The organism is Pseudomonas sp. 43mfcvi1.1 (assembly GCF_900115935.1).
Taxonomy (GTDB): Bacteria; Pseudomonadota; Gammaproteobacteria; order Pseudomonadales; family Pseudomonadaceae; genus Aquipseudomonas; species Aquipseudomonas bijieensis.
Genome location: NZ_UETT01000005.1, coordinates 350,198 through 362,387 on the forward strand (window position 1 = coordinate 350,198; position 12,190 = coordinate 362,387).

The window sequence follows — 12,190 nt, forward strand, 5'->3', positions numbered from 1 at the left end:
AGAACCCCCTCCGCACGAAAGACCACCGCAACTGACAGTAAGGTGTACGTCGCCCGCTTCTTCGCTATAATCCGCGACCTGCCCACGCCGCAGGCTCGCCGAGCACATTTTTCACGGTCTGGGCCGCCATTATCCCGGTCTCATCTGGGCCTGAAAGGATCGCGCATGTTTGAAAACCTAACCGACCGTCTCTCGCAGACGCTGCGCCATGTCACCGGCAAGGCGAAACTGACCGAGGACAACATCAAAGACACCCTGCGCGAAGTGCGCATGGCGTTGCTCGAAGCCGACGTCGCCCTGCCGGTGGTCAAGGACTTCGTCAATTCGGTCAAGGAACGCGCCGTCGGCACCGAAGTGTCGCGCAGCCTGACGCCGGGCCAGGCGTTCGTGAAGATCGTCCAGGCCGAACTCGAAAGCCTCATGGGCGCCGCCAACGAAGACCTGAACCTCGCCGCCGTACCGCCAGCGGTGGTGCTGATGGCAGGTCTGCAAGGCGCGGGCAAGACCACGACGGCCGGCAAGCTGGCTCGCTTCCTTAAAGAGCGCAAGAAAAAGTCGGTGATGGTGGTGTCCGCGGACATCTATCGTCCGGCGGCCATCAAGCAGCTGGAAACCCTGGCCAACGATATCGGCGTGACGTTCTTCCCGTCCGACCTGAGCCAGAAGCCGGTGGACATCGCCCAGGCGGCTATTAAAGAAGCAAAACTGAAATTCATCGACGTGGTCATCGTCGATACCGCCGGTCGCCTGCACATCGATGAAGAGATGATGGGCGAGATCAAGGCGTTGCATGCCGCGATCAACCCGGTGGAAACCCTGTTCGTGGTCGATGCCATGACCGGCCAGGACGCGGCCAACACCGCCAAGGCGTTCGGTGACGCACTGCCGTTGACCGGCGTGATCCTGACCAAGGTCGACGGCGATGCCCGTGGCGGTGCCGCGCTGTCGGTGCGCGCCATCACCGGCAAGCCGATCAAGTTCATCGGTATGGGCGAGAAGAGCGAAGCGCTCGAGCCGTTCCACCCCGAACGTATCGCTTCACGCATCCTCGGCATGGGCGACGTGCTCAGCCTGATCGAGCAGGCCGAGCAGACGCTCGACAAGGACAAGGCCGACAAACTGGCCAAGAAGCTGAAGAAGGGCAAGGGCTTCGATCTCGAGGACTTCCGCGACCAACTGCAACAAATGAAGAACATGGGCGGTCTTGGCGGGCTCATGGACAAACTGCCGAACATCGGTGGTGTGAACCTGGCGCAGATGGGCAATGCCCAGGGCGCGGCTGAAAAGCAGTTCAAGCAGATGGAAGCCATCATCAACTCCATGACCCCGGCCGAGCGCCGCGACCCTGAGCTGATCAGCGGTTCGCGCAAGCGTCGTATCGCCATGGGTTCCGGCACCCAGGTGCAGGACATCGGTCGCTTGATCAAGCAACACAAGCAGATGCAGAAGATGATGAAGAAATTCTCCGCCAAGGGCGGGATGGCCAAGATGATGCGCGGCATGGGCGGTATGTTGCCCGGCGGCGGCATGCCGAAAATGTAAAGAATCTGCGCCGGCTGTCATGTCGGCGTTGCCCCGCACGGATGCGGGGATCTCCAGCAAACCCGTGCTGCACGGGAGCTGACCTGCCGTTTTTCATGACGGCTCCATGGCAAATCTTGATCGCACGGCCCAGGCGCCGGAAAAAGACATTTGCAAAAGGCCGGATATTCCTTAGAATATGCGGCCTTTCGGGCACCTATGCCCGCTGTGCATTTAGATTTGCAGCACCGACTACAGGAACGATGTTCACATGCTAACAATCCGTCTTGCCCTTGGCGGCTCCAAAAAGCGCCCGTTTTACCACCTGACCGTAACCGACAGCCGCAACCCGCGTGACGGTTCCCACAAGGAGCAGGTTGGTTTCTTCAACCCTGTTGCCCGTGGTCAGGAAGTTCGTCTGTCCGTGAACCAAGAGCGCGTAGCCTACTGGCTGAGCGTTGGTGCACAACCTTCTGAGCGCGTTGCTCAGTTGTTGAAGGAATCGGCTAAGGCTGCGGCCTGAGCAATATGAACGCGACGCCAAAAGATGCCGGTGATTTGATCGTTGTCGGCAAGATCTATTCTGTACATGGCGTTCGCGGCGAAGTGAAGGTGTATTCCTTTACTGATCCGATCAAGAACCTGTTGGACTACAAAACCTGGACGCTCAAGCGCGAAGGTAGCGTGAAACAGGTGGAGCTGGTCAGCGGACGTGGGAACGACAAGTTCCTGGTCGCAAAGCTCAAGGGTCTCGATGATCGTGAAGAAGCGCGTCTTCTGGCCGGTTATGAGATCTGCGTGCCGCGCAACCTGTTCCCTGAACTGACCGACGGCGAGTACTACTGGTACCAGCTGGTGGGTCTGAAGGTCATCGACCACCTCGGGCAATTGCTCGGGAAAATCGATCACCTGCTCGAGACCGGTTCGAACGATGTCATGGTGGTCAAGCCTTGCGTCGGCAGCCTGGATGATCGCGAACGCCTGTTGCCCTATACCGAGCAATGCGTGTTGGCCGTCGACCTTGCCGCAGGCGAGATGAAGGTGGAATGGGATGCGGATTTCTAAACGTGGCTAATTTGCGCGTTGAAGTCATCACATTGTTTCCCGAGATGTTTTCCGCCATCAGCGAGTACGGCATAACCAGCCGCGCGGTGAAACAGGAGCTGTTGCAGCTCACTTGTTGGAATCCGCGGGACTACACCACGGATCGACATCACACTGTGGACGATCGCCCGTTTGGCGGTGGTCCGGGCATGGTGATGAAGATCAAGCCCCTGGAAGACGCTCTGGTTCAGGCCAGAACCGCAGCCGGGGAGGGCGCGAAGGTGATCTACCTGTCGCCCCAAGGCCGCCAGCTGACTCAGTCGGCGGTACGCGAGCTGGCGAATTCGGATGCATTGATCCTGATTGCCGGCCGTTACGAAGGCATTGACGAGCGTTTCATTGAAGCTCATGTCGATGAAGAGTGGTCGATTGGCGACTATGTACTGTCTGGCGGCGAGCTGCCGGCGATGGTCCTGATCGATGCGGTTACACGACTGCTGCCTGGAGCTTTAGGGCATGCAGATTCCGCTGAGGAAGATTCCTTTACGGATGGTCTGCTGGATTGCCCGCACTACACCCGACCGGAGGTGTATGCGGATCAGCGTGTTCCCGACGTGTTGCTAAGTGGCAACCACGCGCACATCCGGCGTTGGCGTTTACAGCAGTCCCTTGGTCGGACCTATGAACGACGCGCCGATCTTCTGGAAAGCCGCTCGCTTTCTGGAGAAGAGAAGAAGCTGCTCGAGGAATACATCCGCGAGCGGGACGATAGTTAACAACGTATCGATGGTGAGTCCGACGACTTGCCTTAGGAGCACAGCATGACTAACAAAATCATCCTTGCACTCGAAGCAGAGCAGATGACCAAAGAAATCCCTACCTTTGCCCCGGGCGACACCATTGTCGTTCAGGTGAAAGTGAAGGAAGGCGACCGTTCCCGTCTGCAAGCGTTCGAAGGCGTCGTTATCGCCAAGCGTAACCGTGGCGTGAACAGTGCATTCACCGTTCGTAAAATCTCCAACGGTGTCGGCGTAGAGCGTACTTTCCAGACCTACAGCCCGCAAATCGACAGCATGGCTGTGAAACGTCGCGGCGACGTGCGTAAAGCCAAGCTGTACTACCTGCGTGACCTGTCCGGTAAAGCAGCTCGCATCAAGGAAAAACTGGCTTAAGTCCAGCTTCCGATGCAAAAAAAAGCAGCCTGCGGGCTGCTTTTTTGTTGCCTGCGATTTGCGCTTTGAGCACCCTGCATGGCTTCATTTCCCCTTTCGATGCCGTGTGCCCGCATCCTTCAAGAGTCTTTATGCCAGCCATCGATCATCCGCTGATAGACCAGTTTCTCGACGCCCTGTGGCTGGAGAAGGGGCTGTCCGATAACACCCGCGATGCCTATCGCAGCGACCTGGCGCTGTTCAACGGCTGGTTGCAGGAAAACCACCTGGAGCTGGTCAATGCCGGCCGGGAGTTGATCCTCGATCACTTGGCCTGGCGCCTGGAGCAGAACTACAAACCACGCTCGACCGCGCGGTTTCTCTCCGGTTTGCGTGGGTTTTATCGCTACTTGCTGCGGGAAAAGCTGATTGCGGTGGACCCGACCTTGCGCGTGGAAATGCCGCAATTGGGGCGCCCGTTGCCCAAATCCCTGTCGGAAGCCGATGTGGAAGCGTTGCTGGCGGCGCCCGACCTCAGCGAAGCCATCGGTCAGCGCGACCGGGCCATGTTGGAAGTCCTGTATGCCTGCGGCCTGCGTGTCACCGAGTTGATCAGCTTGACGCTGGAGCAGGTCAATTTGCGCCAGGGTGTGCTGCGGGTGATGGGCAAAGGTAGCAAGGAACGCCTGGTGCCGATGGGGGAGGAAGCGATTGTCTGGGTCGAGCGCTACGTGCGCGATGCCCGCCATGAACTGCTGGGCGGGCGTCCCAGCGACGTGCTGTTTCCCAGCCTGCGCGGCGAGCAGATGACCCGTCAGACCTTCTGGCACCGTATCAAGCACCAGGCCAAGGTGGCCGGGATCAACAAATCCCTTTCGCCTCACACCTTGCGCCACGCCTTCGCCACGCACCTGCTCAACCACGGCGCCGACCTGCGAGTGGTGCAGATGTTGCTCGGCCATAGCGACCTGTCCACCACCCAGATCTACACTCACGTTGCCCGGGCGCGGTTGCAGGATCTGCATGCCAAGCATCACCCGCGTGGCTGAATAAAATCCCCTGTGGGAGCAAGGCTTGTCCGCGATGAACGATAACGCGGCTCCGTTGTTACACCGCGGCGCGGCCATCGCGGGCAAGCCTTGCTCCCACACGCCCGCTCCCACGGAAAAGCCGCCACCAATGTCTTGCGTCAGCGGCATTCGGTCACGCGAGCCTTATGTGGTAGGCTTTGTCGGTTTGCACAGTGGGCGGTTGGAACCCGAATCTGCGGGTCGGCGTTTCCCGTCTCATTTGTTCGCCTCAGGAGTCCCCATGCGTTTGATCCAGATGTTCACCGCCGCCGCCATTGCGTTGGCCAGTACCTTTGCCATCGCCGACGACGCGGCCGACAAGGCTATCCGCAAGAGCCTGGAAAACCTTCAGCTCGAAGTGCCGATCGAAACCATTTCGGCCAGCCCCATGGCCGGCCTGTATGAGGTCAAGCTCAAGGGCAGCCGCGTGCTTTACGCCAGCGCCGACGGTCAGTACATCGTCCAGGGCAACCTGTTCGAGCTCAAGGATGGCAAGCCGGTCAATCTCACCGAAATGACCGAGCGCCAGGGCATTTCCAAGTTGATCAACGGCATTCCAGTCGCAGAAACCGTGGTTTATCCGGCGATTGGCGAAACCAAGTCCCACATCACGGTGTTCACTGACACCACCTGCCCGTATTGCCACAAACTGCACGCCGAAGTGCCCGAGCTGAACAAGCGCGGCATCGAAGTGCGCTATGTCGCGTTCCCGCGTCAGGGCCTGGGCTCGCCGGGCGATGAGCAGTTGCAGGCGGTCTGGTGCTCCAAGGACAAGAAAGCGGCCATGGACAAGATGGTCGATGGCAAGGAAATCAAGGCCGCCAAGTGCGAGAACCCGGTCTCCAAGCAGTTCGCCTTGGGCCAGTCCATTGGCGTGAACGGTACGCCGGCCATCGTTTTGGCCGACGGCCAGGTGATTCCGGGCTACCAGCCGGCGCCACAAGTCGCCAAACTGGCACTGGGCGCGAAATGATCATGGGCGATTCGCTTCTGAAGATCACGGCTCGGCGAAAACCTTCGTCGGGCCGTTAAACAAAAAGTCGCGTTGCTGCGCGGCTGTATTTCACGGCCGACCTTGCGTCGGCCGTTTCATGGGGAGTCAAGAGTGAATCCGGTCAAAGTAGGCATCTGTGGGTTAGGTACCGTCGGTGGCGGCACCTTCAACGTACTTCAGCGCAACGCCGAGGAAATTGCTCGTCGTGCCGGGCGTGGGATCGAAGTGGCACAAATTGCCATGCGCACGCCAAAGCCTCAGTTCCAGACGACCGGTATTGCGATTACCAACGATGTCTTCGAAGTGGCCACGAACCCTGAGATCGACATCGTCATAGAGCTGGTGGGCGGCTATACCGTTGCCCGCGAGTTGGTACTCAAGGCCATCGAGAATGGCAAGCATGTGGTCACCGCGAACAAGGCGCTTATCGCTGTTCACGGTAATGAAATTTTTGCCAAGGCCCGGGAGAAGGGCGTGATCGTGGCTTTCGAAGCCGCCGTGGCCGGTGGCATCCCGGTGATCAAGGCGATCCGCGAAGGCCTGTCGGCCAACCGTATCAACTGGGTCGCGGGGATCATCAACGGCACCGGCAACTTCATCCTCACCGAGATGCGCGAAAAGGGTCGCACCTTCGAGGATGTGCTAGCCGAAGCTCAGGCCCTGGGCTACGCCGAGGCGGATCCGACATTCGACGTGGAAGGCATCGACGCAGCGCACAAGCTGACGATCCTGGCCTCCATTGCGTTTGGCATTCCATTGCAGTTCGACAAGGCCTACACCGAAGGCATCACCAAGCTGACCACCGCTGACGTGAACTACGCCGAAGCCCTGGGCTATCGCATCAAGCACCTGGGCGTGGCGCGCAGCACCGCCAACGGCATCGAGCTGCGTGTGCACCCGACCTTGATCCCGGCCGATCGCCTGATCGCCAACGTCAACGGCGTGATGAACGCGGTGATGGTCAACGGTGATGCCTCCGGCTCGACGTTGTTCTACGGCGCTGGTGCGGGCATGGAACCGACGGCCTCTTCGGTGATTGCCGACCTGGTGGACGTGGTTCGCGCCATGACTTCGGACCCGGAAAACCGTGTGCCGCACCTGGCCTTCCAGCCAGACTCGCTGTCGGCTCACCCGATTCTTCCGATCGAAGCGTGCGAAAGCTCCTACTACCTGCGTATCCAGGCCAAGGACCATCCGGGCGTGCTGGCCCAAGTGGCGAGTATCCTCTCGGAACGCGGTATCAACATCGAGTCGATCATGCAGAAGGAAGTCGAGGAGCACGACGGCCTGGTGCCGATGATTCTGCTGACCCACCGTGTGGTCGAGCAGCGCATCAACGATGCGATTGCGGCGCTGGAAGCGCTCCAGGGGGTCGTTGGCCCGGTGGTCCGTATCCGCGTTGAACATTTGAATTAATTTAGCGGCAAGCGGATAAGTTGCAGGCCGCGAACGAAGGCAAACGTGCCTTTGATGTGTAGCTTGCAACTTCTAACGCTTGAAGCCCAAACCGAAGGTTTGCCCCATGCGCTATATCAGCACCCGCGGCCAGGCACCGGCCCTGAATTTCGAAGATGTCCTGTTGGCCGGCCTGGCTACCGACGGCGGCCTCTATGTGCCGGAAAACCTGCCGCGTTTCACCCAGGAAGAAATCGCTTCCTGGGCCGGCCTGCCGTATCACGAGCTGGCGTTCCGGGTCATGCGCCCGTTCGTCACCGGCAGCATCCCGGACGCCGATTTCAAAAAAATCCTGGAAGAGACCTATGGCGTCTTTTCCCACAACGCCATCGCGCCGCTGCGTCAGCTCAACGGTAACGAATGGGTCATGGAGCTGTTCCACGGCCCGACCCTGGCGTTCAAGGACTTCGCTCTGCAATTGCTCGGTCGCCTGCTGGACTACGTGCTGCAAAAGCGTGGCGAGCGTGTGGTGATCGTCGGTGCCACCTCTGGCGACACCGGCTCGGCGGCCATCGAAGGCTGCAAGCATTGCGAGAACGTCGACATTTTCATCCTGCACCCGCACAACCGGGTCTCGGAAGTGCAGCGTCGGCAGATGACGACGATTTTTGGCGATAACATCCACAACATCGCCATCGAAGGCAACTTCGATGACTGCCAGGAAATGGTCAAGGCCAGTTTCGCCGACCAGAGCTTCCTCAAGGGCACGCGGTTGGTGGCGGTGAACTCGATCAACTGGGCGCGGATCATGGCCCAGATCGTTTATTACTTCCACGCGGCCCTGCAATTGGGCGGCCCGGCCCGCTCGGTGTCGTTCTCGGTGCCGACCGGCAACTTCGGCGATATCTTCGCCGGCTATCTGGCGCGCAACATGGGCCTGCCGATCAATCAATTGATCGTCGCCACCAACCGCAACGACATCCTGCACCGCTTCATGAGCGGCAACCAGTACGTCAAGGAAACCCTGCACGCCACGCTGTCGCCTTCGATGGACATCATGGTGTCGTCGAACTTCGAGCGCCTGCTGTTCGACCTGCACGGTCGCAATGGTGCGGCCATTGCCGGCCTTATGGACAGCTTCCGCCAGGGTGGTGGTTTCAGCGTCGAGCCTGAGCGCTGGACCGAAGCCCGCAAGCTGTTCGATTCCCTGGCCGTGGACGATGAACAGACCTGCGAAACCATCGCCGAGGTGTTCGGTCAGAGCGGTGAACTGCTCGATCCGCACACGGCCATCGGCGTCAGGGCCGCCCGGGAGTGCCGTCGCAGCCTGGACATCCCGATGGTAATCCTGGGCACGGCTCACCCGGTCAAGTTCCCGGAAGCGGTGGAGAAAGCAGGTGTAGGAAAAGCGCTCGAACTACCTGCGCATCTTTCTGATTTGTTTGAACGAGATGAGCGTTGCACCGTGTTGCCTAACGACTTGAAGGCCGTGCAGGCCTTTGTCAGCCAGCATGGCAACCGCGGCAAGCCGCTCTGACCGCGTAAATCTGTCACATTTTGAAGCCCGTCTCCTGACGGGCTTTCTTGTTTCTGCATGCCAAACTGGTCGGGTTTCGCCCTTGGAGGAACGGGCGAGTCATCTCGAAGGAAATGCAGATGTCGTTTTTTATCAAAGGCAAGCCCGCCTTGGGCTGGGTAATGGGCCTGGCGCTGATGTACTCGGCGCAGGGGGGGAACGCGGCGCAGTTGGCGGCTTTCGAAACGCCGCCGTTCAATCCTGGCGAGCGCCTGATGCTGGATGCGCAGGAATTGAAGTGGATCAAGGAGAACCCCAGGGTCATCGTGGCGACGATGCAGTTTCCGTTGTACCTGTTCAAGAATGAACAGGGGCAGTGGAACGGACTGAACCACGACATTCTCCAGCGCATCGCGCAAATGACCGGCCTTGAGTTCGTGCATCGGGAGTCGTTCTCCCCCGGCGAGTTGCTGACGATGCTGGAGAATGGCGAGGCCGACATGACGACCCTGCTGGCGATGAATGAAGAACGTAGGGATTTTCTGAGTTTCAGTCATGCATTCGGCGGTTCCGGCTGGGTATTCGTCGGCCGTGACGGGGAATCGTCTCTTCATTCGCTGGAGCAGCTTGAAGGGAAGGTCCTGGCATTGCCGGCACGGCATGCATTGGAAGCGGAAATCAGGCGCGATTACCCGGCGATCAAATTGCGTACGACCAAGACCTATGGTGAGGCGCGGGCGCTGGTAGAGAGCCGGGAAGCCTATGCCACCATCGAAAATGAAACCGGGGTGCATCTCTATCCAGCCGGGCAATTGCAGGTAGGCAGCGGCCTCGAGGGCAAGTGGGAACCGGACTACCTGGCGGTACGCCAGGACCTGTCCGCGCTGTTGAGCATCTTGAATAAAGCCTTGGAAGCTTTTCCGGCCGAGGACATGCGCGCGCTGCGCACCAAGTGGATGGCCGGTATTACGCCGGTCCAGGCGCCATCGATCTGGGAGCGGCTGTCTCGATGGGGTTACTGGTGTGTGACCGTGGTCGTGGTCTTTGGCCTCTTGTCCCTGCTGTGGAACCGCCGCCTGCAGATTCAGATCGATCAACGCCTCAAGGCCGAAGCGGTTCTCAAGGACCAGTTGATGCTCCAGCGGGCCTTGATGGATGCCATTCCCGACCCGATTTTCATCCGTGATCTGGAGGGGCGCCTGATCATGTGCAACAAAAGCTACGAGGACCAGTTTGCGACCCGCTTCGAAAAGCTCCGGGGCACGCGGCTGACGGATTCGGCAGCATTCCCGCCAGCCACCGCGCAGTTGCTGCATGGGGAGGTGATGGAGCAATTGCGCACTGGCCAGTCTCGGTTCTTCGACCGGCAATTGATGTTCAGCGGCCAATTGCGGGAAATCTATCATTGGTCGGTGCCTTTCTATGGGGCCGATGGGCAATTGCGCGGCATCCTGGGGGGCTGGTCCGATGTCGGGCGGCGTTTGCGTCGTTGCGACAGGTTCATGGCTTGATGCCGACCGTCACCACGCAAAGGCTGCTAGAGAAAGCTGTTGTTTGCCTGTCATATTGGACGCGCATGCTCGGTTGAACAGGTTGAAGGCGTGCCGGTTCGGTGCGCTGACGAACTTTCTGCTGCGGCCCACGGTCACTTACTGTGAACATGCAGTTGTTTTCGGACTATTGAAGGGTGAGCGAATGGAAAGTATCAGCCTATTGCTGGGTGAGGCTTTGAGCCCGTATCAGGTCACGCTGACTCCCTCCGGCGCCAAGGGCGAATGCCTGGTGACGCTGAAGAATGCCTCCGGGGCCATTATGGTCGAGCGAGTGTTCAATCAGGCCCAATTGACCGACAAGCGTCAGTTGACGGATGTGGTCGATGGCCTGCATCGCGATGTGCTGATTGCCGAGGGTCGCCTGGAGCCTTGTGTGATTGCGGCGCTGCGTAATCTGGCGCGCGACAAGGTCATGGGCGCGGCGAATTGACCGGGATTTTGTGGGAACCTTCCTACTGCCTAATGAGTCAGACTCTTTACCAACAAGAGCGAGCATTGTGCTCCGGTGCTTGTCGCTTGTTGTACGGACCTTGAATGGTCACGTTTAACCCCGAGTTGTCTCCCCACTTCTCGGGGTTTCTTTTTGCCTGGCGTTTGAGGTGGTTCTACCAAGTGCTGAAGCTTTTGTGGGAGCGAGCTTGCTCCCACAGTCGATTTTCAGTGGACCGCCGGTTTTCGCTCGCAGCATGGTGTATCAAATGGCCCCATCGCTGCGCAGCTTGGCGATCTGCTGCGCGTCGTAGCCCAGCTCGCCGAGCACCTGGGCGTTGTGTTCCCCCAGCGCTGGTCCGACCCATTCGGAGGTGCCCGGGGTGTCGGAAAGCTTCGGTACGATTCCCGGCATCTTGAACGCCTTGCCGTCCGGCAGCTTGGCCTGCAGGAACATTTCACGGGCCAGGAATTGCGGGTCGCTGAACATATCCTCGGCACTGAAGATCCGGCTGGCCGGGACCTCGGCCTGGTTCAATTGGTCGATGACAGTATCGAGCGGCAGTGAGTTGACCCAGCGATCGATGACCCCGTACAGCTCATCACGGCGCTCGTCACGGCCATCATTGCTGGCCAGTTGCGGGTCGTTGGCCAAGTCGTCGCGGCCGATGATTTGCATGAAACGCTTGAAGATCGCGTCGCCATTGGCGCCAATTTGCACGTGCTTGCCGTCGGCGCTGGTGTGGATGGACGAGGGGGTGATGCCGGGCATGATGTTGCCGGTGCGTTCGCGGATGAATCCGAACACGTCGAATTCCGGCACCATGCTTTCCATCATGGCGAAAATTGCCTCGTACAAGGCTACGTCCACCACTTGCCCGGTTCCGCCGTTGATCTCGCGGTGACGCAGGGCCATCAATGCGCCAATCACGCCCCAGAGGGCGGCGATGGAGTCGCCGATGGAAATCCCGGTGCGCACGGGCGGGCGATCCTCGAAGCCGGTGATGTAGCGCAGGCCGCCCATGGATTCGCCCACCGCGCCAAATCCTGGCTGATCTTTCATCGGCCCGGTCTGGCCGAAGCCCGAAAGCCGCACCATCACCAGTTTCGGGTTCAGTGCATGCAGGACATCCCAGCCCAGGCCGAGCTTTTCCAACACCCCGGGGCGGAAATTCTCGATCAGGATGTCGGCTTCGCCGAGCAGTTTTTTCAGGATCGCCAGGCCTTCGGGGTGCTTGAGGTTCAAGGTCAGGGATTTCTTGTTGCGTGCCTGGACGAACCACCACAGTGAGGTGCCCTCGTACAGCTTGCGCCACTTGCGCAGCGGATCACCGCCGTCGGGCGATTCGACCTTGATGATCTCGGCGCCGAATTCGCCGCAGATGCGCGAGGCGAAGGGACCGGCGATCAAGGTGCCAAGTTCGATGACTTTGACGCCGGCAAGGGGTTTGGCAGTAAGCGACATGACAGATCCTGTAGGACAAAGGCAGAACGAATAGAGCGTTTTATCATAGGCC

The 12,190-nt window shown here is 59.5% G+C and carries 12 protein-coding genes; 11 read left to right on the top strand and 1 reads right to left on the bottom strand.

Annotated elements, in window-relative coordinates; all coding sequences use genetic code 11:
* The first annotated feature begins 165 nt into the window (after positions 1 to 165).
* The 11 genes from ffh to DTP52_RS12605 all read left to right on the top strand — a co-directional run bounded on the left by ffh (position 166) and on the right by DTP52_RS12605 (position 10,674).
* A complete protein-coding gene (ffh, locus tag DTP52_RS12555) occupies positions 166 to 1,542 on the top strand; it encodes a signal recognition particle protein (protein WP_060739058.1) in 1,377 nt (458 codons plus the stop codon).
* Between the two features lie 250 nt (positions 1,543 to 1,792).
* Complete coding sequence (rpsP, locus tag DTP52_RS12560) at positions 1,793 to 2,044, top strand: 30S ribosomal protein S16 (protein ID WP_003198088.1); 252 nt, start codon at positions 1,793 to 1,795, stop codon at positions 2,042 to 2,044.
* Positions 2,045 to 2,049: 5 nt separating this feature from the next.
* Positions 2,050 to 2,586, top strand: a complete 537-nt coding sequence (gene rimM / locus DTP52_RS12565) for a ribosome maturation factor RimM (RefSeq protein ID WP_053182269.1) — start codon at positions 2,050 to 2,052, stop codon at positions 2,584 to 2,586.
* Positions 2,568 to 3,341 (top strand): tRNA (guanosine(37)-N1)-methyltransferase TrmD, encoded by a 774-nt coding sequence (trmD, locus tag DTP52_RS12570; RefSeq protein ID WP_170845966.1) that lies wholly within the window; start codon positions 2,568 to 2,570, stop codon positions 3,339 to 3,341. The genes rimM and trmD overlap by 19 nt, the downstream gene beginning before the upstream one ends.
* A 45-nt stretch (positions 3,342 to 3,386) precedes the next feature.
* Positions 3,387 to 3,737 (top strand): 50S ribosomal protein L19, encoded by a 351-nt coding sequence (rplS, locus tag DTP52_RS12575; RefSeq protein ID WP_003175895.1) that lies wholly within the window; start codon positions 3,387 to 3,389, stop codon positions 3,735 to 3,737.
* Positions 3,738 to 3,868: 131 nt separating this feature from the next.
* The gene (gene xerD, locus DTP52_RS12580; RefSeq protein WP_109753648.1) at positions 3,869 to 4,765 is read left to right on the top strand and encodes a site-specific tyrosine recombinase XerD; all 897 of its coding nucleotides are present in this window, start codon (positions 3,869 to 3,871) and stop codon (positions 4,763 to 4,765) included.
* 262 nt (positions 4,766 to 5,027) lie between these two features.
* Positions 5,028 to 5,759 carry a DsbC family protein gene (locus tag DTP52_RS12585; RefSeq protein ID WP_063322825.1) on the top strand — a complete coding sequence of 244 codons (732 nt, stop codon included), beginning with the start codon at positions 5,028 to 5,030 and terminating at the stop codon, positions 5,757 to 5,759.
* A gap of 132 nt (positions 5,760 to 5,891) precedes the next feature.
* Complete coding sequence (locus DTP52_RS12590) at positions 5,892 to 7,196, top strand: homoserine dehydrogenase (RefSeq protein WP_003198098.1); 1,305 nt, start codon at positions 5,892 to 5,894, stop codon at positions 7,194 to 7,196.
* Positions 7,197 to 7,302: 106 nt separating this feature from the next.
* Positions 7,303 to 8,712, top strand: a complete 1,410-nt coding sequence (thrC, locus tag DTP52_RS12595) for a threonine synthase (RefSeq protein ID WP_109753649.1) — start codon at positions 7,303 to 7,305, stop codon at positions 8,710 to 8,712.
* A gap of 119 nt (positions 8,713 to 8,831) precedes the next feature.
* Entirely contained in the window at positions 8,832 to 10,202 is a 1,371-nt protein-coding gene (locus DTP52_RS12600; RefSeq protein WP_109753650.1) for a transporter substrate-binding domain-containing protein, read from the top strand.
* Between the two features lie 184 nt (positions 10,203 to 10,386).
* Positions 10,387 to 10,674: a DUF3509 domain-containing protein gene (locus tag DTP52_RS12605; RefSeq protein WP_109753651.1), complete on the top strand. Its 288-nt coding sequence runs from the start codon at positions 10,387 to 10,389 to the stop codon at positions 10,672 to 10,674.
* A gap of 264 nt (positions 10,675 to 10,938) precedes the next feature.
* Here DTP52_RS12605 and DTP52_RS12610 read toward each other — a convergent pair whose 3' ends face one another.
* On the bottom strand, positions 10,939 to 12,138 hold the full coding sequence (locus DTP52_RS12610; protein ID WP_109753652.1) for a CaiB/BaiF CoA-transferase family protein: 1,200 nt from the start codon (positions 12,136 to 12,138) through the stop codon (positions 10,939 to 10,941).
* Between the last annotated feature and the right edge of the window lie 52 nt (positions 12,139 to 12,190).

Excerpts from the sequence above, each read along its gene's own strand:
- thrC (WP_109753649.1), top strand. The coding sequence starts at position 7,303 with ATGCGCTATATCAGCACCCGCGGCCAGGCACCGGCCCTGAATTTCGAA.
- xerD (WP_109753648.1), top strand. The coding sequence starts at position 3,869 with ATGCCAGCCATCGATCATCCGCTGATAGACCAGTTTCTCGACGCCCTG.
- ffh (WP_060739058.1), top strand. The coding sequence starts at position 166 with ATGTTTGAAAACCTAACCGACCGTCTCTCGCAGACGCTGCGCCATGTC.
- DTP52_RS12610 (WP_109753652.1), bottom strand. The coding sequence starts at position 12,138 with ATGTCGCTTACTGCCAAACCCCTTGCCGGCGTCAAAGTCATCGAACTT.
- DTP52_RS12600 (WP_109753650.1), top strand. The coding sequence starts at position 8,832 with ATGTCGTTTTTTATCAAAGGCAAGCCCGCCTTGGGCTGGGTAATGGGC.
- rpsP (WP_003198088.1), top strand. The coding sequence starts at position 1,793 with ATGCTAACAATCCGTCTTGCCCTTGGCGGCTCCAAAAAGCGCCCGTTT.
- rimM (WP_053182269.1), top strand. The coding sequence starts at position 2,050 with ATGAACGCGACGCCAAAAGATGCCGGTGATTTGATCGTTGTCGGCAAG.
- DTP52_RS12585 (WP_063322825.1), top strand. The coding sequence starts at position 5,028 with ATGCGTTTGATCCAGATGTTCACCGCCGCCGCCATTGCGTTGGCCAGT.
- rplS (WP_003175895.1), top strand. The coding sequence starts at position 3,387 with ATGACTAACAAAATCATCCTTGCACTCGAAGCAGAGCAGATGACCAAA.
- DTP52_RS12605 (WP_109753651.1), top strand. The coding sequence starts at position 10,387 with ATGGAAAGTATCAGCCTATTGCTGGGTGAGGCTTTGAGCCCGTATCAG.
- trmD (WP_170845966.1), top strand. The coding sequence starts at position 2,568 with ATGGGATGCGGATTTCTAAACGTGGCTAATTTGCGCGTTGAAGTCATC.